The following is a 23458-nucleotide window of genomic DNA, read 5'->3' as shown; positions in this document are numbered from 1 at the left end:
TCAACATTAGGCGTTAAACACATTGTTAACGCCTTTTTTGTATCAAAATTGTCATGTATTCCATATGCGCCACTAATTATTTTTAGCTTGGTAAGTATTTAAAAACAGTGTCTTAGTGTGTATTTATTTTTGTTTTAACTATCTTTGTTAGAAAATAAATGACAACGCTGTCATTTGTGGTGTAACATAAAGTTAACTTGTTCAGTAGCCCAGCAATAGCGTGATTTTAATTCGAATAATACGTTATTTAAACTTTGCTTACAGCGGCTTAAAAAGAAGAGATAAGAGGGATGTCATGGGCGTTAATCTGCAAAATGAATCACAGCTTTTTATTGGCATCGATGGTGGTGGCAGTAAATGCCGCGCAACAATTTTTTGTCCTCAAAGAGGCGTGCTAGGAACAGGTGTTGCTGGGCGCGCGAATCCTTTACATGGCCTTGAACAAACATTCGAGTCAATCCTTGCTTCAACTCAGTTGGCGATTACTGATGCCAACCTTAAAGCCGAAGATGTGAAAACATTAGTGGCGGGCTTAGGTTTAGCTGGCGTTAATGTGCCGCGTTTATTTGAACTGGTTAATCAGTGGCAACATCCCTTTGCAAAAATGTATCTCACTACCGATTTGCATACAGCCTGTATCGGCGCTCATGAAGGCAACGATGGTGCAGTCATTATCACTGGAACAGGCTCTTGTGGTTATGCACATGTTGGCAATCAAAGTTTATTGATTGGCGGTCATGGCTTTGCTCTAGGTGATAAAGGCAGTGGTGCTTGGTTAGGTCAGCAAGCCGCTGAACATGTATTACTTAGTCTAGATGGCTTTGCTGAACACACAGGATTAACACAGCCGATATTGGAGCATTTCAATGTCACTGATGCTATGGGGATTGTAGAAAACCTAGCTGGGCAATCTTCGAGTACTTATGCCAAATTAGCTCGCATTGTATTGGAGCAGGCTGAGCTGGGTGACACTGTAGCCGTGAACATAGTAAAGCAGGGGGCTGAGTATATTAGTGCGATGGCGCGAAAGTTATTTGCCATACAACCAACGCGATTTTCAATGATTGGAGGTTTAGCTGAGCCATTAAGTTCATGGCTTGACGATGATGTTGCCGCCAGAGTTGAACTGGCCATGTCTCCGCCTGAAATTGGAGCAATACTTTTTGCTCAACAAGAATTTGCTCAACAAGAATCAGCCTAGCAAGGTTCAGTCTAGCAAGAATCAGTTCCACATTAATTTAGCTAAAAATAATCTTATTCAAAGTAGATAAAGTATTCAGTAACCAGTTTGGTTGTGACCGAACTTATTAAATTCTAAACATCAGCGAGATGCCAGTAAGTATCTTGCTAACAACATTAATAGGGTTAAACCGATGACAGATACAATTATGGAGCTAGAAGCTCGCTCAGCCCCTCAAAAAATTGCTGAACAACTTGCTGCCAATGCAGGTTTAACAAAAGAATTGGGTGAAAAGCTTCGCGCTTTTAAGCCTAAATTTGTCATGATTGTGGGTCGTGGTTCATCAGATCACGCAGGTGTTTTCGCTAAATACCTATTTGAAATTGAAGTGGGTATTCCAACTTTCGCTGCCGCGCCTTCTGTTGCCAGTGTTTATGGTAAAAGTCTTCAGCTCGAAGGTGGCTTGGTGATTGTGATTTCACAGTCTGGTCGTAGCCCAGATATTTTAGCTCAGGCTCAAATGGCTAAAAATGCTGGCGCATTTTGTGTCGCGCTTGTGAACGATGAAACAGCGCCGATTAAAGATATTGTTGATGTTGTTCTACCGCTACGAGCGGGTGAAGAAAAAGCAGTTGCAGCCACTAAGAGTTATTTAGCGACTTTATCTGCGATTGTTCAATTAACGGCTGAGTGGACACAAAGTGCGTCGCTCGCAGCTGCTGTTGATTCAATGCCTTCAGCATTGCAAACCGCTGTTGATTCAGAGCCGCAATTAACTCCTGAGTCATTAGCTGGGGTAAATAATCTAGTGGTACTAGGCCGAGGTCTTGGTTATGCCGTGACTAAAGAAATTGCCCTTAAGATGAAAGAAGTCTGTTCAATTCATGCTGAGTCATTCAGTAGTGCAGAGTTTTTACATGGACCAGTGACATTGGTTGAGAAAAAACTCGCTATTGTCGATGCGTGCATTAATGATGAATCATACGACAGCCACATAGAACAAATTGAAAACGTGAAGCAGCGTGGTGCTGACTTAGTTCATTTAAATCAAACATCATCTGAAATTCATCCACGTGTTGCGCCACTTGCACTATTACAACGTTTTTATATCGATGTTGCAGCCGTTGCGGTTGCACGTGGTATTGACCCAGACCAGCCTGAAGGACTTAAAAAAGTCACTCAAACCCTTTAACTGAATAAACGGCTTACGTAATCACTTAAGCCGTTATTTATTTGTATCAGTATTCAGCGTCAGTATTGTTTAGTTGTGAAGAGAGACATTATGAAGCAAACCTTAATTGTAGATAAATATTTCGATGGACAGCAGTTCAAGCAACGCGCTGCAATCACTGTTGAACAAGGCGTTATTACAGCGATTAATGCCATTGATGAAAAAGGTCTGGATCTACAATTTGTTGATGAAGCGGCACTAGAAAACGTGCTTCATTTGCATGGTACTTTAGTGCCTGGGTTTGTCGATGTTCAGGTTAATGGCGGTGGTGGAGCTTTATTTAATGCTCAACCCACTCTTGAATGTATAAAAACCATAGGCCGAGCGCATGCACAGTTTGGCACAACGGGTTTTTTACCGACATTGATAACCGATCAAGTGGACGTCATGGCTCAGGCGGCCGACGCAGTTGCAATGGCAATTAAAAGCAATGCAGCAGGTGTACTTGGGATCCACTTTGAAGGCCCACATCTTAGTGTGCCGAAAAAGGGCGTTCACCCACAATCATTTATCCGTAGTATTTCGGATGAAGAACTTAGCATATTCTCGAGAAAAGATTTAGGCCTTAAAGTCGTTACGTTAGCGCCTGAAAATGTCTCAGTTGAAGTGATTAAAACCTTGGTTGCCAATGACGTTAAGGTTTGTTTAGGTCATTCTAATGCAGACTATGAAACAGTTGTTGCAGCGTTAGATGCGGGCGCAGATGGATTTACTCATTTATTTAATGCTATGTCGGGTTTTGGTTCAAGAGAGCCAGGAATGGTCGGTGCGGCACTTGAAAGCGAACAAGCTTGGTGTGGACTTATCGTAGATGGTCATCATGTCCATAGTGCGACAGCAAAACTAGCGATTAAGGTTAAACCACAAGGCAAGGTGATGTTAGTCACTGATGCTATGCCTCCTGTCGGCATGGGGGAAAATGCCAGTTTTGAGCTTTTTGGCACTGAAGTAGTTAGGCAAGGTGACAGGCTTAATGCAAAATCAGGCGAACTTGCAGGCTGTGTTTTAGACATGGTGGGGGCAGTTAATAATAGTGTCACTATGCTAGGTTTGCGTCATGAAGAAGCGTTAAGAATGGCATCACTTTATCCTGCTCAATACTTAAATAAACACACTCTCGGTAAAATCGAAATCGGTCAACAAGCTGATTTTGTGCTGCTTAATTCTCTAAATACTGTCAGTCAAACTTATATTAAGGGCGAGTTGATCTATACAAGCTCATCTTACTCAAAGCAGGTTTAACGAGATGGTAAGTCAAGCTGATTCACTCAATGCCCCTGGAAAAGATGACCATTCAGGTTTAAAGCCAGCTAAAAAACGCCTCATGTCACTTGATGCTTTGCGCGGCTTTGACATGTTTTGGATATTGGGCGGGGAAGGGTTATTTGCTGCGTTATTAGTGTTAACAGGCTGGAGTGGTTGGCAATGGTTTGATGGTCAAATGCATCATAGCCAATGGCACGGTTTTACTTTTTACGATGTTATTTTCCCTTTATTCATTTTCTTATCTGGCGTTGCACTGGGTTTATCGCCTAAAAGGTTAGATAAATTACCTTTCGCACAACGCATTCCTTTATATCGTCACGCATTTAAACGTTTAGGTTTATTGATTTTACTTGGCGTGCTGTACAACCATGGATGGGGAGCGGGAGCACCGCTAGATCCTGAGCAAGTGAGATATGCGAGCGTGCTAGCAAGAATTGGCTTTGCTTGGTTTATTGGCGCAATGCTTGTTTGGCATACCAGCTTAAGAGTGCAAATTTTTAGTGCTGTTGCAATTTTAATCGGGTATGGATTAGTGCAACTATTCATGCCTTTCCCAAATGGCCAAACAGGGCAGTTTACTCAAACGGGCAGTATTAACGCTTATATCGACACTTTATTGCTACCCGGTATTTCTTATCAAAATCGTCCATTAGATCCTGAAGGAATACTGTCGACGATTCCTGCTGTAGTAAATGGACTCATCGGTGTTTTTGTAGGGCAGTTTTTAGTTAAAGAACAACAGACGTTGAGTCAATTAACTGGCGAATGGTTTAAGGTCATCTGTCTATTTCTAATTGGCGTTATATTTGTGGGATTAGGCTGGCTTGTCGATATAGTGATTCCGGTTAACAAAGATCTTTGGACAAGCAGTTTCGTGTTAGTGACTTCAGGCTGGAGTATCGTTCTACTGGCTTTATTTTATGCATTAGTTGATGTTCTCAAGTGGCAGAAGTGGGCTTTTGTCTTTGTGGTGATTGGTACTAATGCCATTATTATTTATCTTGCTTCAAGCTTAATGAATTGGCAGTACTTTGCGCAGAGTTTATTTGGTGGTGTCGTCAATGCGGCTCCAGAAAGCTGGCAGTCAATACTTGCAGTCATCAGTTTAATTGCAGTGCAATGGTTAGCACTATTATGGTTGCATCAGAGAAAGATATTTATTCGAATTTAAAAGATTTTTAGATTAGGGCGTGTTGATCTTTGCTGGTTAAGTTTTGTTCGAAATAAAAGCGTTTTAATTGAGGCGGATGGATTGATGCCTAGTCATCTAAGCACTTCTTTTTAAAAAGATGCATCCAACAAAGAGTAAAACACTTTTAGTCGAACCCTTTGGGCAGCGTTTGTTGGCGATTTTTACTGCGTTATCGACTTTTTATGTAGAATAACTACACCACAAAGTCTCTGCCTTGTATATATGGCCAACAATTCGCTGCAAAAACAACCTTAAAAGATCAACACGCCCTAACCACTAGTTGTAAGTGTATGGCTTGAATAGGATTTATCAGGCCTTATTTTTCACTTGTTATGGTTGTACCAGTTAACGGAATGACAGCGTTGTCTTTGTGGTGTTTATGTTTTAACATGAATCGCGTATTTACTATAAAATGAATTAACAATTCGGCTTCATAGTAATGCTAAAACCTCAATAACAATAAGACTCATATGGGGCAATATTCTTAGATTATTGCCAGAAATTAATGACAATAAGAAGCAGGTTTATGGAAACTACAATGAATAACAGTCAGCAAAAAAGTAGTCTATTGCCAATGGCGATTGTCGCCATTCTCTTTTTCGTACTCGGTTTTGCGACTTGGTTAAACGGCTCATTAATGCCGTATCTGAAACAAATTCTTCAACTCAGCCCTTTTCAAGCCTCGCTTATTTTATTCTCTTTTTATATTGCGGTAACGTTTACCGCACTGCCTTCTGCCTGGGTTATCCGTAAAGTGGGTTACAAATCAGGAATGGCCCTAGGTATGGGGATTATGATGGTTGCTGGTTTGCTATTTATACCTGCAGCTAAAACCCAAATATTTCCTTTGTTTTTGTTAGCGCAATTAGTCATGGGAACAGGGCAAACTCTGCTTCAAACAGCAGTAAACCCTTATGTGGTTCGTTTAGGACCTGAAGAGTCGGCAGCTGCTCGTGTTAGCGTGATGGGAATACTCAATAAAGGAGCTGGTGTTATTGCTCCTATGGTATTTACCGCGCTAATTTTAGACAGCTTTAAAGACCGTGTTGGCACGACTCTGACGCAAATTCAAATCGATGAGATGGCAAATAGTCTTATTTTACCTTACTTAGGCATGGCAATATTTATCGGTATTTTAGCTTTCGCTGTGAAGAAGTCACCACTGCCAGAGCTTGAGCAGGAAGAAGGTGAAGCTTCTGAAAAAGGTCAGATCAAAGAAGCTTTAGCTAAACCTAATCTAGCTTTAGGTGTGGTTGCCTTATTTGTTTACGTTGCTGTGGAGGTGATTGCTGGTGATACCATTGGTACTTATGCCTTAACCTTGGGTGTTGAAAATTACGGCGTGATGACCTCATACACTATGGTGTGTATGGTGATTGGTTACACATTAGGTATTATTTGTATTCCACGCTTTATCTCGCAACCTAACGCATTACTGATTAGTGCAATTCTCGGTGTAATCTTATCTTTGGGTATTGTTTTTGGAGACAGTGAATCTTTCGTTATCGCTAATATGATCTTAGTTCCGTTTGGTGGTGCAGAGTTACCCGATACCTTGTTATTGATTGCTTTCTTAGGATTAGCTAACGCGATTGTATGGCCTGCTGTATGGCCGTTAGCGCTATCGGGTATGGGTAAGCTAACAAGCACTGGTTCAGCTCTACTTATTATGGGTATTGCAGGTGGTGCATTTGGTCCTGTGTTCTGGGGCTTAACAAGTTCTGCAACGTCTTTAGGCATGCAGGGGGGATACTTAGTGATGATCCCGTGCTACTTGTTTATCTTATTTTACGCTGTGAAAGGCCATAAGATGACAAGCTGGAAATAATATCTGCAGAGAACTGCCTCAACTAGTTAGTCTAAATACCTTCAAATCATTTGATTTGAAGGTATTTTTAGTTTTGGCGCACGGTGGATTCAAGACCCTAAATTAATTGGAGTTTATTATAGATAAAAGTGGTTAGCTTGAGCATTGTATGCATGTACATGCATTAGCCAACATTTTGTAACCAACAAAAATTCTTGATGTATCTAGCAAATGACAATGTCCCATTAACGCCTTTTACATAGATTCAATTCTTTCTAGCTGAACATTCCAATCTCTCTCAATCAATCCAAGATCTCATCAAACGGACTTAATCTAAAATTGTGTGCAACAGCGAAGAAATAGCTAGTAGTGGGTCAAGCTGTATCAAATTGTGAGTATTAGTCAAAGCTTGGAAGGGTTCTAGAGTATTAATGGAGGCGGTATACAAAATGTAACAAAGGTTTTTTGTTTTAATGTCTAGTTTTTAACATTTTTATTTTATTAAAAAATAGCGATTTACTCTTCACTATCGATTGCTTTTTAATCAATTAACTTATAGCTAATAAAGCTCATTAACTAATGTTTTGTACTATTAATAGAATACATGTTCATTTTCATATTTGACTAGTTTTGTATAACTGCCAGTTTTTATTTAAATATAAATGTTAAATATAACTCTTGTTTTATTTTGCGAACAATTAAGGTTTTATATTGTCTTTGTTGCTTATCTTTTTATACGGATAAAGGTTAATTAAAGTGGTGAACGTGTTAAATGTTCACCTTTAAAATGTAACTTGCCATGAGCTTGAAGCTTACATATTATTGCGAAGTTGATTTATACGGTCTTTTTGTGACAAAAAAGTAAAGATTCATGTTTCCCTTTTCTTTGCTGGGACTTATTAAAGCCTTAAATATATTTAATTACAGTTAGATTTAATTTATTAAAAACGAACTGTAACTATATAAGAATTATTTAATAAGTTTGTTGTTTTATAAATTTGCCACTTAACATTTTCGTAACCCATAAGAAACTTTAGTGTTCATTATTTTATTAAAAATGATGTTCAACTTTCTTAAATTCCAATAAATCAACCTCTCATAACTAATTATAAAGCCCGAACTCAGCCTAAGTTCGACAGGTTGCAGTTTACTAATGGAAATACATGCGATGTTAAAGAAAACGACCGTTGCAATTGCCTTTGCCTCTTTATTTTGTATGAATGCTGCGAGTGCAGTTTCACTACATGAGGCAGACAATGGAGATTATATTCGCCTATTCGGTGAAGTAGGTGTTGGGGGCCATTTCGGCACCAATGCTGATTATAACCATGATGAGTTTTACGATACCAAAGGCTACGTAGATGATAGCTTTGCCACTTTAGGTGTTAAAGGACAAAACAAAAATTATATTTATCGCTTAGAACTGGATTATCAACGTCGTAATTGGCTTGGTGGTGATGGAGAATTTGAACTTGCAATCGACAAAATGTATGTCGGTTATGTGTTTGATGATAATCACTGGATTGAGCTTGGTTTAACAGATACTGCTTTTGATGAATATGATCATTTTGGTGATTTTACTTTCAATAAATCAGTAGAGACTGGTGAAGCAGGCGATCAAGAAAATACCGTTAAATATGAAGCTAAATTCGACCATTTAGTTTATGGCGTTTCTTATTCTTATGAAGGTAAACATAAAAATGGTTCTCCGCAAGGTGACATCGTCAATGCTTATCTTGGCTGGAAGTCAGACTTTGTTTCTGTGGTAGCCGGTGTTGAAACACGAGGTGGTTCAGAAGGGCAATCAAAGTATGGAGAACAGCAATTAGTGGGTCTTGGCATGCGTGTCAATGTGACTTCGGATCTTGCTTTTGGTTTTAATGGCTTCTTGGAAGACGAAGACCTTTCAACCCGTAAAAGTGGTGATGTTCATCTAGCCTATGAAACTTTCCGCAACTACGGCTTAACGCTAAGTGGTAAATACGATCTTAATGAATCTTGGGAGATCATCGCTTCAGCAAACCATGAAGAATATGAAGGCTGGGATGTTGAAAGTCCTAACTTCGATTATACAGAACTTCCTGCTGAATACGGCAAAGAGCGTCGCTGGGCAAGTTTAGGTTTTAACTACCGTCCAGCAAGAGACATCGTTTTGTCTGTTGAAGGCCGAGTTGGCGAAGCTCCAGAAGCTGCTTATGCCTATGTGCGTATGTATTTCTAGAATCATTCCAAGTAATTAATTATCGAGTTTACTATGAAGAAAAGTTTTCTTTCGCTGGCCATAGCCAGTGTTATTAGCGTCGGTGCTAACGCAGGTGTTAATGATCTATTGATCACCGAAATGGTGCAAAAAAACTATGGAGCTGAAGTCGGCTCTGTTGAAATTACCAATACTCACGCTACTGAATCATTCACCTTTACCAATGATACTGCCGCATTTATGTGGGGTAATGGTAAATATGAAAATCAAATGCTGTCAGCTGCTGGTGAGCCATTATTAACTGGCATAACAGTTGAAGCAGGCAAATCAGTAGTAGTATTAAACGTTGCTGCCAGTGATGAATATAAGCAGATTATTACTGACAATGGTGGCACATATGTCATAGGTGAAGGTAACGGAAATTACAGTGATTTTTATTTAAGTGGTAATGACGGTTTTTACATTAAAAATGGCGATATCATAATCGATCGAGTAGGCGCTGCCGACAACACCAGTGTTTGGGCTGAAGATACAACATTACGACGTCGCCAAGATAGCGAAGGTAATGCTCCTGCGCCTTCAAGCACATTTGATGCATCACAATGGGAAGTGATAACTCCATTAGATATGAGCACGGTAGGGACTCCTAACCTTGCCGACTCTTATGAACCATTCTTTTGTGTCGATTTAACCCGAATTAGTGACATTCAAGGTACTGGTGGAGAGTCACCGCTTAAAGGTGAAAATGTCGCTGTTCAAGGTGTTGTTACTGCAGTTGTCGATATTCCAAAGAAGGGTTTCTACTTACGTGATGAAGTGTCTGATGGTAATCCATTAACCTCTGACGGCATCTTTGTTGAAAGTGGTAGTGCTGACAGCGAGTTAGTGGGTCGTACGGTTTGCTTGGGCAGTGATGTTGCTGAAAGTTATGGCCAGACACAATTAAGTGCTGAAAGTTGGGAAGTGACTAACAGTGAGTTTACTCCTACAGTTGCGACCGACATCGAAATTTTAGACTCTGATGGAGGTTCTTTTGAGACAACACTAGCACGCTATGAAGGCATGTTGGTTAACCTACCTGAAGATATGCGTCCTCAAGATGAGGGCAAGCAAGATATGCGAGTGTCACGTAGTTTCAGTTTTAACTACGATAGTTACCGCAATAATATGACTTTGGCATATATGCGACCTAACATGCAGCCAAATCAGCTTAATGTCGCAGGTACACCAGAATCTATTGCAGCTGCTGCACAAAATGATGATTATCGTTTAGTCATAGAAAGTGCGACTAAAGCGGGTAATGATGATATCCCTTATTTTCCTAATTTTGGCATAGCTCCTCAAGATAACTATGTTCGTATCGATGATAGTGTTGTCGGTATGGAAGGTGTTATAAGTTATAGTTTTGGCGATTACAGCTTAACAGTAACGAATGAGCTAACGAGCGATAACTTCATTCACAACTTACCAAGAACAGATATCCCTGATATTGATGAAACGACGGAAGGTGATGAATTTGCTATCCGTATTGCAAGTCAAAACCTGTTCAACTATTTCAATTCACCATTTGGTGGCGATCAAAACCAATTCGGCCAAAGCCGTGGTGCAGATACCTACAATGAATTCATTCAACAGAAAACAAAATTAGTTGAAGCGCTTCGTGCGCTTGATGCTGACGTTGTCGGTTTGATGGAGATTGAAAACAATGGTTACGGCCTTAAAAGTGCCATTGCAGATCTAGTCAATGAAGTGAATGTTTACTACAACGATGAATATGCCAACAACCATGACAAGCCTTACTCGACTGAGAATCGTTATGTGTTTGTAGGCTTTGACCACAATGGCAACCAAATACTTGATGAGTTAGATGCCCTGGGCTCTGATGCGATTGCAACAGGCATTATTTATCGTCCAAGTAAGATGAGTATTGAACGTACTCGCGTTGTGACTATGCCACAACAAAAGGCACCTACTATTGTAAATGACAACAACGAAGTCATTAAAGATGGCCGAGATGAGATTTTAGAGAGTGGTCAAAATTATCATCGTGATGCACTTGTTGTGACCTTTATTGTAAATCAAACTGGTAAACGTTTAACGTTAGCGGTTAACCACTTTAAATCTAAAGGTTCAACATGTTGGGAAGATTGGCAAGGCGTTGAGTTTGGCGATGCAACTAAGTGGGAAGACGATGCACCAGATCTTGACTTCCAAGGCTCGTGTTCTGAATTCCGTATCTCAGGTGCGGTGCATTTAGCTGAAGAATTGAAATCAGTGGAAGGTGATAGCATTATCTTGGGCGATTTAAATGCTTACGCTCAAGAAGATCCATTGCTGGTATTAACTGAAAACCCTCGCAATAAAACGTTAATGACTGCAAGTCATACGTTTGTTGGAAGTAAGCCACAGTTTAATAGTGACGGTTCGCCTGTTGCGATTACGCAAAGCTATGGTTACATCGATATCATTTCTAAAGTATTTGAAGCAAAGGGTAAAACGCCTTGGAGTTATTCTTATAACGACGAAGTAGGTTCATTGGACCATATCTTAATTTCTCCATCGTTAGAAAATCGTGTACTTGATGCTTCTGATTGGCATATTAATGCCGCAGAATCGAGCCTTTACGATTATAACAATGAGTATAAAGGTGACTACAGCAATGAATACAACAAGTTCTATGCTGAAGATCATTTCCGCTCTTCTGATCATGACCCTGCTTTAGTCACGTTAAGCTACATGCCTGGTGAAAGTGATTCAAATACACCTATTCATCTAACTAAGCTGAATAAATTAGTCAAAGTGCCTTATCAGATCCCTGAAGCCGCTGGCGCAATGGCTGGTGATATTGCCAAAATTAAACTCACTCCAAAAGACGATGAAGCAAAATTGGATATGAGCCAATTGGTTGAACCGAATGTGGTGTTAACTCAAGACAGCGAAACTTTAGTGAACTTTGAAGTTTTTGGTGCACCATCTGCGCGTTTTTCAGCAAAAGTGACACTTGAGCGAGAAGGTAAAGTTGTTGACGGTTCAACCGTAACGTTAGACATCAATATCGCAAGTCGAGATGCACTCGTGGCTGACATCAAAGAAGAAAAACATGATGGCAGCGGTGGTAGCACTGGATTAATAAGCCTACTGAGTCTGTTGGGATTAGCGACGCTTCGTCGCCGTAATCGCAAGTAAGTTGAACCCTAAGTTGAGGTGCAGCTCAGGCTGCACTTCATCAACTAACAAAAAGATACGACTATGAATAATAAAATTAATGCAGTCGCTAAAACTGTTGCCCTACTGCTAGCAGTTTCTTCAGCTACTGCAAACGCTGATTTAGTTATCACTGAATATGTTGAGGGTGGCGGTAGTAATAAAGCCGTTGAAATCTCAAACCTCGGGAGTAGCAGCATTGATCTTGATGCAGCGCAGTATGCAATAACTCTCTATTCTAACGGCTCAACTGACGCTGGTAATTCGTCGATTTTAACCGGTACATTAGCAGCAGGTAGCAGTATTGTTTATCACAATGCTAGTGCTGAAGATGTTTTCAAAGTGGGCATTGAGTCAACCGTAACTTACTTTAATGGTGATGACGCTTTATTACTGACTAAAGATGGTGTGGTTATCGACCGCTTCGGAAAGCTTGGAGAAGATCCTGGCTCAGAGTGGACTGATCCTAACGATGCTAATTTTTCTACCAAGGATAAAACCTTAAGACGCAAAGCGAACATCACCACAGGTGATACGAATGCTTCAGCAGACTTCCCAGGTACAGATAACCAGTGGGTTGTGTTTGATAAAGACACTAGCGATGGTTTAGGTTGCCCTGGAGAAGGAGCATGTACTGCCGAGCCAGGTGTATTACTTATCACCGAATATGTTGAAGGGGGTGGTAGTAATAAAGCCGTTGAGCTTTCAAATGTTGGTGGCAGTGACATTGATTTAGATGCTGCAGTATATACGCTGAGTCTTTATGGCAATGGCAGCACAGATGCAGGCAACACTGAAACCTTAACTGGTATGTTAGTTGCTGGCGAAAGTATTGTATTTCATAACAGCGGTGCTGATGATGCGTTTAAAGTAGGCACTGAATCGACAGTGACTTACTTTAACGGTGATGACGCACTAGTACTATATAAAGACGATGTTGTTATCGACCGTTTAGGTAAATTAGGTGAAGATCCTGGTTCAGAATGGACTGATCCAAATGATGCCAACTTCTCAACCAAAGATAAAACCTTAAGACGCAAAGAAAGTGTCACCATGGGTGATACCGACGCTAGCGCAGAATTCCCTGGTGATAATAACCAGTGGGTTACCTTTGATAAAGATACAGCTGATGGTTTAGGCTGTGCTGGAGAAAGCGCATGTGGTGAAACACCTGTCGATCCAGATCCTGACTTAGGCCCTTGTTCTGGTTGTGAAGAACTCACTCCAGTTGCAGACCCTGAGACCTTTGAACCTAATGCGTATTATACCGATGTATTAAGTGGTAGTTTTGAAGATGCTCAAGCAATGAAAAATGCAATCTCCACTATCATTGCTTCTGGTCATCAACAATTAACTTATAAGCAAGTGTGGACAGCGCTTTCATATTCTGATGAAGATCCTGCTAATAGCAGCAATGTGATTGAACTATATACTGGTTTATCAGTGTCTAAGCAAAATAACGGTGGCAATACTAGTGATTGGAACCGTGAGCATGTTTGGGCTAAAAGTCATGGTTTTCCGAGTGAGTCGCAATTAGGTTATACCGATGCTCATCATTTACGTCCAACCAATGTAAAAGTGAATTCAACACGTAGTAACTATGACTTTAATGAGTGTAGTGCTACAGGCGTTGAAGTTGCTGAAGCACCAGGTAACTACCTTGACGCAGGTGCTCGCTGTTTTGAGCCTAGAGATGAAGTCAAAGGCGACGTGGCACGAATGATCATGTACATGGATACTCGTTATCAAGGCAACGACAGCAATATGCCTGACTTGATAGCAGTTGACCGTATCACTACTGCAGATGAAGTATCAAATAATGAGCCGCTGCATGGCAAATTATGTACGCTATATACATGGCATCAACAAGATCCAGTAGATGCTAGAGATACACTGCGCAATGATATTGTTTACAAATATCAAGGTAACCGTAACCCGTTTATTGATTATCCTGAATGGGTTCAACAAGTATACGGCGACCAGTGTGGTGATCCGTTATATCCTGAGCTTGATGTCGATATCATCGTGACTGCACCAGAAATGGTCAATGAAACCGGTGCTTTTGTTTTAGATGCATCAGCAACAGTCATTGAAGAGGGTAGTGAGTTAAGTTTTATTTGGGAACAAACTAGTGGACCTGAGTTAACGTTTGAGGCTACAAGTGCCGTTTTATCGCTAACAGCGCCTGAAGTGACAGTTGATACTGCATTAGAGTTTGTTCTAACGGTGAGTGATGGCTCACTTGAAGCGACACAAACAGTGACAGTTAAAGTCGTCAATGTGCCTTTATCTTTTGAGATTAGCTACAGTGGTAACACTGAGTTAGCTCAAGGTGAAGCTACAGTCATTACCGCTGCAATTGCAGATGAACCAACGGGTTTAACTTATAGCTGGAGTCAGTTATCAGGTCAATCAGCTGAGTTTTCAGCAAGTGGACTTGTGCTTAATGTGACTGCGCCAGAAGTTTCTGTGGATCAAGCTTTAGTATTCCAACTTGTTGTGACTGATGGTGACGAACAATTTGTAAGTTCTGTAAATGTTAATGTCCAAAATGAGACAGAAAACGGTTGGACTAAGCCAGATGGTGCAGGTAGTTTAGGTGCTGGATTATTAGTACTTATTTCACTGCTTTGGCGTCGTCGCATGTCTTAATTGTGTTAGCTTGTAAAAGTTGCAGTGGCAAATTGATTCACTGCTTCTGTGTACAAGTTAAAGAGTTTTAGTAAAAGCTGATAACACATAAAAAAGCCACTCATTGAGTTAACGTCGATTAGTTAAGAACAAATTGATCAGTTGACTGATCCTGTGGTTGGTTGAGATACCCTCAAGTATTTATATTTGAGGGTATTTTTTATGTTGTTACACAGGCATATTGATGTTGATGACTTCGCTTTTCCAAACTCACTTGCGCTCTTTCAAAAGGAGCTTCCATTGGAATGGATATACCAAGCGCTTGATGAGACAAATCAAGCCAGCATGAGACGACGAAAGCTCCCACAGAGCTAGTTGTTCGGTTGCTTGTCGGGGTTGGCTTGTACCGAGGTAGGTCAATTACACATGTTCTCAACAAATTAGACTTCAAACTATCTAGCTCTTTAGCGATGTAATCGATCTAGTTGTCTTATACCCAAACAACTTGAAGATACGTGTTTCAGAGCTTCACCGTGTTTTCAATACTAGGCGCGTTAATGCGGTAATGTAGGTCCCTTATAAATTAGCGCAACAACGTAGTGGGAACACGGTGAAACTCCCAGAGGGCAAGTTTTACACGCGTTTATGCTGCGTTATTGATTTTGAAAAGGGAATAACCATTACCCGCAATCAATGCCTTGCCTAAACGCGTGTAAATTCTTGCTGAAATCGAGCATCTTCAGGTTGTTTGGGTATATACCCATTAAACTAAATGTAAAAGTACTGATGTTGGCTTGGGCAACGTCATCAGCTCATATAGCTAATATGTTGAGTTTACTTGCAGCTGATGCCATAGCCTAAAGTAGGACCAAGGTAACTGAGTATTTAAGTTTGATGCTTTAAAATTAACGACTAATAATGTAGTCGTTAAATTAGTGATTTAATAAGTCGCGGTTTGGTGTGTTTATATGAGTCATGTCGTTTCAGTATAGATATTGATTTGATGGTTGCTTGAAAGCTAAACACTAACTAATGCAGGGATATGACAGATAAAACTAACCTTTCTATTTAAAGGAAGAGGTAAGGGAGTGTTTATACAGTGATGAAGCTATAGGTAGGAAGAATTTCAGACACAAAAAAGCCACTCTATTGAGTGGCTGTTCTGTATATGGTGCCGGCACCAAGAGTCGAACTCGGGACCTACTGATTACAAGTCAGTTGCTCTACCAACTGAGCTATGCCGGCTAATATGGTGCCCGAACCCGGAATCGAACCAGGGACACGAGGATTTTCAATCCTCTGCTCTACCGACTGAGCTATTCGGGCAACTAAACTAAGCGTTAGTTTGCTACTTCAAACTAGATACTAAGCCAACTTATAGCTAAGTTGTTAGTGCCTGTGTCGTTTGGAGTGCGCACATAGTATAGAGCTGGTTTACATTCTGCAAGTGGTTTTTAAGCTTTTATCGCCGATATATAACTGCATGTTGTATTAGTGAGCAATTACCTGCATGACAACGTGAATAGTGCTCATTTTTGCGAGGCTATGTCGATTTTTAGCTCAGCATCACAGTCTAGTATATAGCGATAAGAAAATTAAATTACAGACACAAAAAAGCCACTCTATTGAGTGGCTGTTCTGTATATGGTGCCGGCACCAAGAGTCGAACTCGGGACCTACTGATTACAAGTCAGTTGCTCTACCAACTGAGCTATGCCGGCTAATATGGTGCCCGAACCCGGAATCGAACCAGGGACACGAGGATTTTCAATCCTCTGCTCTACCGACTGAGCTATTCGGGCAACTAAACTAAGCGTTAGTTTGCTACTTCAAACTAGGTAATAACTTAACTTATAAACAAGTTGTTAATGCCTGTCTCGTTTGGAGTGCGCACATATTATAGGGATGATTTTAATCGCGCAAGTGGTTTTTTAATTCTTTTTATTCGTTAGGCTAGTAAGTATCCAAACTGGATGGTTTTTAGCTTAAAAAAGTATGAAAGGGCTTATATATTGGATAAAGCCAGTTCTAGTCATCAACCACTAACTTGAGAGACTCGAAGGTGTAAATCAATCTAGGAGTAAAACCTTTCTATAAAATAGAATGGTATCGACTTAATTTTGCGATTTTATTTTATAGTTTGTTCTATAAAATCAATTTCAGCGTAATCAACAGGACAAGAAAGGGACAAGCTTGATGCTAACAAACACGAACAAGGGCTATGGGTTAATCACTATCCTTATTCATTGGATAAGTGCATTAACAGTGATCGGTTTATTTGGCTTAGGCTTTTGGATGGTTGATCTAACTTATTACAGTAGTTGGTATAAAACAGCGCCAGATATTCATAAAAGTGTTGGCCTTTTACTGCTTGCCGTAACGTTAATAAGATTGCTATGGCGTTTTATATCAGTAAAACCGCAAGCACATTCAAACCATAAGCCTTGGGAGCAACAGGCAGCTAAATGGGCGCACAGAGCCTTATATCTTTTAATGATATGCATCATGATCAGCGGTTTTTTGATATCAACTGCAGATGGGCGAGGGATCATGGTATTTGATTGGTTTGAAGTGCCTTCATTAGGCAGTTTTATTAGTAACCAAGAAGATATCGCCGGTCTTGTTCATGAATACTTAGCTTATAGTTTAATTGCACTTGTATTCATTCATGCGGCTGGTGCGATAAAGCATCAACTGATTGATAAAGACAGCACTTTATCCAAGATCATCAAGCCTATTAAAAAGTAACAAATGAACAAGGTTTCAATAACTATTTTAATAACCCACTTTATGATTAACGCAAGTATAGCGTTTGAACGTTTACATCTAGATTAACAAACAACACGAACTGACAAAGTGATTTTAATAAGGAAATACCAAATGAAAAAGCAACTTATCGCTGGCTTAATCGGCTCTGCACTATTATTACCATTGACTGCAAATGCAGCGGATTATGTTATTGATACCCAAGGCGCTCACGCTTCAATTCAGTTCAAAGTAAACCATTTAGGTTATAGTTTTGTCGCTGGCCGATTTAATGACTTTGGTGGCAACTTCAGTTACGACGCTGATAAAGTTACTGACTCAAAAGTGAATGTATCTATCAATACCACCAGTGTTGACTCAAATCATGCTGAGCGAGATAAGCATTTACGTGGTAGCGACTTTTTAAATACGGCTAAATTCCCTAATGCAGAGTTTACATCGACTGGCGTCGAAGATAAGGGAAATGGACAAATCGTATTAAATGGTAACTTAACCTTAAATGGTGTGACTAAGCCCATTGCGATTGATGCAGAATTTATTGGTGAAGGTAAAGATCCATGGGGCGGTTATCGCGCAGGTTTTGCTGGAACGACTGAATTTGCGATGAAAGACTTTGGGATAAAAATGGATTTAGGTCCTGCATCAGCGAATGTAACCTTAGACCTTATTATTGAAGGTATTAAGCAATAGCGTTGATTTAGTCATTTTCCGATTTTAATAGGAAAATAACAGCTTAAATAAAATGCCGCGAGTATTTACCTTTATCAGGTAATAGCTTGCGGCATTCTTTATCTCAATATTCTTCTATCTCAGCTGATGTGCTTTGTCTTTACTTAATCAGTTTTATTTTGCCAAACACATTCGCATCTTTATAACCGCGGTTCATGTCGCCATCAATGGGTTTTATAGGGTGAGAACCAATAAAGTTTTCTCGAGTTTGAGAGCGGTCATTATCGCAATAGGCAAGCATGAATCCCATGACTTTTCCTGCCGTTAGAGTGACTGGTGAAACTTGTTTAGGATCAAACCCTGTTAAGCTATCATTATAATTTTCAGGGAAAATGTTTATAGCCATTTCCCAGTTTATTATTTTGGGATTAACAGGATCGCGGCTCCATTTGGTGTCGATATGGTCGTTAAATGTAGTTGCTTGTTTAAGTGTTGAGAAATCTGCAACTTGTTTATCGAGCGCAACATGATACGCAAAAGCATTGTGTGAGTATTGGTGTTCTCCACCAGATGCGTCTTCATCTAAAAAAACTTCTACAGTGTCATCATCCCAATAAAGCACGGTTGGATCTGCAGTTTGATCAAACATGACATCATCTATGACTTCAGTGAGTAAAAAGAGCTTGTTCTCACGCCACAATAATTTGAATTGACCGCTGAAGTCATCTGCCGAAATTTCTGTGCCAATGATCATTTGATCAATCGGATGCCATTTGGCTTGTTGCCAGTCAACTTCATTTGGCATACCGTCAATATTGAGTTTAGCGTTTGCGTAGTTTACTTCGATGATTGGATGAATATGCTCTTGATGCTCGTCTTGATTTAGAGGCGCTTGAATGTCTGCAGCAATAACGGCTGATGATATTACAGCTGTCATTGTCAAAGCTGAGATTATTTTTGCTTTATTCTTACGTGGTAAGTCTTCGGTCTTAATTTCAGCAGAAAACTGTTTATTAAACCAATCCATAGTGTGTTTTGCTCCCAATTTAATCTTTGTCGCTGCTTAGAAAGTGAGTTCATATTGCTGTGTATATTATCCAAGCTTTATATCATTCATTTCATATTGGCATTAGCTTACTTGAATATGACAAATGAGCCATAAGAACTATTACGAATAAACTATGTTCACTAAAAATGGTCACTAAAAAAGTTCACTAGAAATGACCACTAAATAATATTCACTAAAAATGACCACTAAACAATCAAGACTAATAGATAACGATTTAAAATCTGCAATTTGGTTTATTACTAAACTAATGCTTGCCAATCCAGTTGCTTCTATAAATCATTGCTATTATTTGGTGCTATAAATGAATAGGCAATAATACCTTGATGTTGTACTCAGTATTGGCTTCAACTGGAAGCACGAATTCATAGCGACTATTTTTAATAAGCTGCTTATTATCAACATAGACTTGTTGCTCATCAATATCGCTGGCTCTCAGAACATCTAATTTAATGCTCGCTTGTCTGAATTGGCGTTTTACGCTGATGTTATCCCAAGCTTTAGGCAACTGAGGCAGAATTTTAAGGCCATCTTTAACACCTTTGAGTCCCACTAATTGTTCAATGACAATGCGATAAATCCAAGCCACAGTGCCAGTATTAAATAATTGACTCGATTTGCCTGCGTCGCCAGGATATTGAAAGTAAGCTCCGCGATAATAATTAGGGATAAATACAGGCAGTTGCCCACGTGCAAGAGCATCTTCATCTGATTGGGCGCAAATCATGGTGTGCAATAACTCAAAGGCCACTTCAGTTTCTTCACGTTCAAATAGCGCATAGATATAAAATGCCCCTGCGTGGTTATAAACAGATCCATTTTCAGCGGTTCCTGGAAATTTTTGAGTTAATCGTCCCACTTCTTCGTGCATGTGAGTGTAACTTGGCGCCAGCATCATCATTCCAAAAGGGGTTTGTAGTTGCTGCTTGATTTGATATTGCATTGATTGCCATTGCTTGTCGCTAATTGCCCCAGACAGCATTGAAAAACTTTGAGGATTTAGATAAATCCGACCTTCAATATCATTACTAACTCCAAAGCAATTTCCGGCATCGGTAATACCACGGGCAAACCACTCACCATCCCAGCAGTGTTGATTGACGTCTTGATTGAGCTTATTTGCCTTAAGTAACCATTTCTCGCTTTGGGCTTTATTGTCTATAGAGTCATTTACTTGAGCCCATAACTTCATACTGTATGCACTTGCTAGACTTAGCCAGCTTGATACACCAATGCCTTTATAGCCCACCATATTCATTGGATCGCACCAATCACCTTGATTGATATAATTTAATCCTCTGTCATCACGCTGTGACCACAGGAAATCTAATGCAAGGTTAATGTGCTCAAAAACAGTGGCAGTTCCAGCTTCTAACTGAGCGCCGTTTTCTATTGCAGTTGTTTTGACTGGTGCAAAAGTCACAAGTTGCTTAAGAAACTCATAGTCACCTGTTTCATTTAAGTAAGCTTCAATGCAAATCACCAGCCACACACAATGATCGGTATGAGGGATTTGGTTTATGTATTTAAGTTCTGAGTCCGCATTAAGCAAAATTCCATCAGGCATTTCTCCATTAGCGTGCTGCTGCGAAAGCGCTTTAATAAATGCAGCCTTGGTTTTATCTGGGGCGATATACATCATCCCCATGGCATCTTGCAGGTAATTACGGGTTTGAGGGTCGGTACTTAAGCGATTAACATCACCATGGTAAAACACCTGTCTGGGGAGCCAGTGATTTACAAAGTTATCAAACGCTTGAGTACCTGTTTTAATATGAAGCTGATTGTCAGCTTGAGCGATATAATCTTGATAATCCTGTTTAGCATTTTTGAGTGTTTGAGGAGAAGCTAAGTACTTTTGCTTAAGCATGGCGGCTTCTTTAGCATCTTTTACTGGCGCAAACACAAAATTGGTTTCACTTGATTCGTTAGGTGCTAGGGTAAGGTCAAACTGCATTATCGCAGCTGGAGTTTGGTAATGAGCAGGTTGCGAAGCAAGGTTTGGTTTTTTAATCGCATCTGGATTGTTTAATCCGCCTTCGCCTTCAAAAATAGATTGCCGAGTTTCGTAACTGACAGGCTTTCTATCACTTAAAAATACAGTGCTGTCTTTAAAATTTTGCTGAGTGAAATATTGGTCAACTTTTTGATAAGGCGTTACTGACTCGCATAAAATTGCATTTAGCTCATTATCAAATCGCGCCGATTGATTCATCCATGACATATATCCCACAGGGAAGTAACTGTAGATACTTAAATCACGAGTTGTTTCATCATGATTGATAACCGATAACAGCCATAGCTCGGCGGTATCGTTTGTCGTAAGCGATAAGCTTAATTCACAGGTTAGGTTTAAGTGAGTTACTTTCCAGCTGATTTTATTTTTAGCGGCGATAAACTCAAAGCTTGTCGGTTTTTGTTTAACAGGCACGTAAGGTAATGAGAAAAACTCCCCTGTATGGTTATCTTTGATATAAAAAAAACGCCCTGGATGATGACTAAAATAGGCATGTTCAGGCTGCATGAATGTTTTAGCTTCAAGGGCAGGGCCATGGGCATATTTTGCTGGCTCAGGTTGCATAAATTGCGCGACAGCATATCCACGACAATTCATTTGAATCATCATGTTTTTGTTCCACAAAAATCCACAAGCATTTGGCATACTGATTGGGCAATTTAGCGTTACTGCGCCATTTTGTTGATTGTAAGTGATCACTATCTTAACCCTGAACTGGTGTAGTACTAACGTTAGACTTAGTTGAATATAAGCTTTGATTGATTTGCTGCATTGTCTGTTCATCTAAGCTGTAATGCTTGACGACCCATACCGCGATTAATGCAAATGCTGCAGGTATGAGGGTATTGAGCAGTAATATGCCCATTAATGAATCTGGCGATTGCTGTTGATTGGCCACATACCCCATGGAAGATAACAGGCAACCAATCATTGCTCCTGCAAATGCTCCACCTAACTTTTGCGAGAAAGCCGCTGCAGAGAAAATCATTGCAGTTGCTCGGCGACCATTTTTATATTGAGAGTAATCAGCGGTATCGGCGTACATTGAGAAAACCAATGGTGATTTAGGGCCTAAGCAGAAACCGATTAACGCCTGCATAATAAACATTAGGGTTAAATTATTTGCTGGAATGAAATAAAACCCTGCCGAGAAAATGGCAACCAGACTCATTAAACCAATCAATAAACTGCGTTTATCAAAGTAGCGGCTTAGTAATGGTGTAGAAGCGGCGCCTATGGCGAGTGAAATCATATAAACCGCGGTAAAGGTGCCAATTAAGTCTTCTCGGCCAACGTAATATTTAAAATAGAACGTTCCCGTGCTCGCTCGAAGTGTAATGGTGAACATGATAATGAGCGCCAGCGAAAACAAGATAAGCCAGGGTTTATTCTTGGTTAAATCCATGATGTCTTGCTTGATACTGGTTTGCTGATTTTTCGGCGGTGCAATACGTTCTTTAGTGGCTAAAAAGGTGAGGGTGAACAACACAGCCGAAATTAAACCGTAGCAACCCATTGTCATTTGCCAGCCTAGGGCTTCATTGCCGTTACCTAAAAGGTTAACGAGCTCAGGTGTCATATAAGCGACTAAAGTACCGCCCGAAAAAGCACCAATAAATCTAAAACTGGTTAAGGTGGTGCGCTCTTGACTATCGGATGTAACAACACCAAGTAATGCACCATATGGGACATTAATGAAGGTATAAGCAAGCATCATAAATATATATGTGCCGTAAGCCCAAATGAGTTTTCCATCATCGCCTAAATCAGGGACTGTAAAGGTAAGTACGCCAGCTGCAGCTATGGGTAATATGCCCAGTAACAGGTAAGGCCTGAACTTACCGAAACGAGTAGATGTTCTATCAGCCAATGCGCCCATTAAAGGATCTGAAACGGCATCAATAATCCGCGTGACTAACATCATGGTGCCGACAGCGGCAGCTGAAATACCAAAAACATCGGTATAAAAAATGAAAAGAAAAACATCGAATACTCGCCAGTAAAAGTTAGATGCTACATCCCCAAGGGCATAACCCACTTTTTCCTTTAACGATAACTTTTCAGATAGAAGTGTTGCTGATGAGGTTTTAGGTTCTTGAGCCATTGTTATTATTACCTTGGTTGATTCCATCCAAATTTGGTATTTATGGCAACTTTACAGCTAACTGATTTTTATAATTATTTTTAATCTACAATTAGTGTAAGCGCTTACATTGTTATTAGAATGTA

General features: G+C 40.1%; 14 protein-coding genes and 4 tRNA genes. 11 read left to right on the top strand and 7 right to left on the bottom strand.

Annotation, left to right across the window (positions count from 1 at the left end):
• The first annotated feature begins 295 nt into the window (after window positions 1-295).
• The 9 genes from nagK to L2735_RS20210 all read left to right on the top strand — a co-directional run bounded on the left by nagK (window position 296) and on the right by L2735_RS20210 (window position 15086).
• Complete coding sequence (gene nagK / locus L2735_RS15875) at window positions 296-1201, top strand: N-acetylglucosamine kinase (protein ID WP_248985638.1); 906 nt, start codon at window positions 296-298, stop codon at window positions 1199-1201.
• 172 nt (window positions 1202-1373) lie between these two features.
• The gene (gene nagB-II / locus L2735_RS15870; protein ID WP_248985637.1) at window positions 1374-2372 is read left to right on the top strand and encodes a glucosamine-6-phosphate deaminase NagB-II; all 999 of its coding nucleotides are present in this window, start codon (window positions 1374-1376) and stop codon (window positions 2370-2372) included.
• 90 nt (window positions 2373-2462) lie between these two features.
• Window positions 2463-3653, top strand: a complete 1191-nt coding sequence (gene nagA, locus L2735_RS15865; RefSeq protein ID WP_248985636.1) for an N-acetylglucosamine-6-phosphate deacetylase — start codon at window positions 2463-2465, stop codon at window positions 3651-3653.
• A 4-nt stretch (window positions 3654-3657) separates the two neighbouring features.
• Complete coding sequence (gene nagX, locus L2735_RS15860; protein ID WP_428848321.1) at window positions 3658-4848, top strand: transmembrane glucosamine N-acetyltransferase NagX; 1191 nt, start codon at window positions 3658-3660, stop codon at window positions 4846-4848.
• A gap of 547 nt (window positions 4849-5395) precedes the next feature.
• Window positions 5396-6697, top strand: coding sequence for an N-acetylglucosamine MFS transporter NagP (nagP, locus tag L2735_RS15850; protein WP_248985635.1), 1302 nt, complete (start codon window positions 5396-5398; stop codon window positions 6695-6697).
• Window positions 6698-7844: 1147 nt separating this feature from the next.
• The gene (locus tag L2735_RS15845; protein WP_248985634.1) at window positions 7845-8897 is read left to right on the top strand and encodes a porin; all 1053 of its coding nucleotides are present in this window, start codon (window positions 7845-7847) and stop codon (window positions 8895-8897) included.
• Window positions 8898-8930: 33 nt separating this feature from the next.
• The gene (locus L2735_RS15840; protein WP_248985633.1) at window positions 8931-12062 is read left to right on the top strand and encodes an ExeM/NucH family extracellular endonuclease; all 3132 of its coding nucleotides are present in this window, start codon (window positions 8931-8933) and stop codon (window positions 12060-12062) included.
• A 63-nt stretch (window positions 12063-12125) separates the two neighbouring features.
• The gene (locus tag L2735_RS15835; RefSeq protein WP_248985632.1) at window positions 12126-14732 is read left to right on the top strand and encodes an endonuclease; all 2607 of its coding nucleotides are present in this window, start codon (window positions 12126-12128) and stop codon (window positions 14730-14732) included.
• 201 nt (window positions 14733-14933) lie between these two features.
• A complete protein-coding gene (locus L2735_RS20210; protein ID WP_428848320.1) occupies window positions 14934-15086 on the top strand; it encodes a transposase domain-containing protein in 153 nt (50 codons plus the stop codon).
• 794 nt (window positions 15087-15880) lie between these two features.
• Here the strand turns inward: L2735_RS20210 and L2735_RS15825 are convergent.
• The 4 genes from L2735_RS15825 to L2735_RS15810 all read right to left on the bottom strand — a co-directional run bounded on the left by L2735_RS15825 (window position 15881) and on the right by L2735_RS15810 (window position 16513).
• Window positions 15881-15956: transfer RNA gene (locus tag L2735_RS15825), tRNA-Thr, on the bottom strand.
• 5 nt (window positions 15957-15961) lie between these two features.
• A tRNA-Phe gene (locus tag L2735_RS15820) sits at window positions 15962-16037 on the bottom strand.
• Between the two features lie 319 nt (window positions 16038-16356).
• Window positions 16357-16432: transfer RNA gene (locus tag L2735_RS15815), tRNA-Thr, on the bottom strand.
• Between the two features lie 5 nt (window positions 16433-16437).
• A tRNA-Phe gene (locus tag L2735_RS15810) sits at window positions 16438-16513 on the bottom strand.
• 394 nt (window positions 16514-16907) lie between these two features.
• On the opposite strand from L2735_RS15810, the gene L2735_RS15805 reads away from it, so the two are divergent.
• Both L2735_RS15805 and L2735_RS15800 read left to right on the top strand, forming a co-directional pair.
• Window positions 16908-17459 (top strand): cytochrome b, encoded by a 552-nt coding sequence (locus L2735_RS15805; RefSeq protein ID WP_248985631.1) that lies wholly within the window; start codon window positions 16908-16910, stop codon window positions 17457-17459.
• A 132-nt stretch (window positions 17460-17591) separates the two neighbouring features.
• Window positions 17592-18167, top strand: coding sequence for a YceI family protein (locus L2735_RS15800; protein ID WP_248985630.1), 576 nt, complete (start codon window positions 17592-17594; stop codon window positions 18165-18167).
• A 139-nt stretch (window positions 18168-18306) separates the two neighbouring features.
• Here L2735_RS15800 and L2735_RS15795 read toward each other — a convergent pair whose 3' ends face one another.
• The 3 genes from L2735_RS15795 to L2735_RS15785 all read right to left on the bottom strand — a co-directional run bounded on the left by L2735_RS15795 (window position 18307) and on the right by L2735_RS15785 (window position 23333).
• A complete protein-coding gene (locus L2735_RS15795) occupies window positions 18307-19173 on the bottom strand; it encodes a CBM9 family sugar-binding protein (RefSeq protein ID WP_248985629.1) in 867 nt (288 codons plus the stop codon).
• Between the two features lie 337 nt (window positions 19174-19510).
• The gene (locus L2735_RS15790) at window positions 19511-21928 is read right to left on the bottom strand and encodes a GH36-type glycosyl hydrolase domain-containing protein (protein ID WP_248985628.1); all 2418 of its coding nucleotides are present in this window, start codon (window positions 21926-21928) and stop codon (window positions 19511-19513) included.
• 4 nt (window positions 21929-21932) lie between these two features.
• Window positions 21933-23333, bottom strand: a complete 1401-nt coding sequence (locus L2735_RS15785) for an MFS transporter (RefSeq protein ID WP_248985627.1) — start codon at window positions 23331-23333, stop codon at window positions 21933-21935.
• Between the last annotated feature and the right edge of the window lie 125 nt (window positions 23334-23458).

It is taken from the genome of Shewanella olleyana (genome assembly GCF_023283825.1).
Taxonomy (GTDB): Bacteria; Pseudomonadota; Gammaproteobacteria; order Enterobacterales; family Shewanellaceae; genus Shewanella; species Shewanella olleyana.
This window is presented reverse-complemented; position numbering and strand designations above follow the sequence as displayed.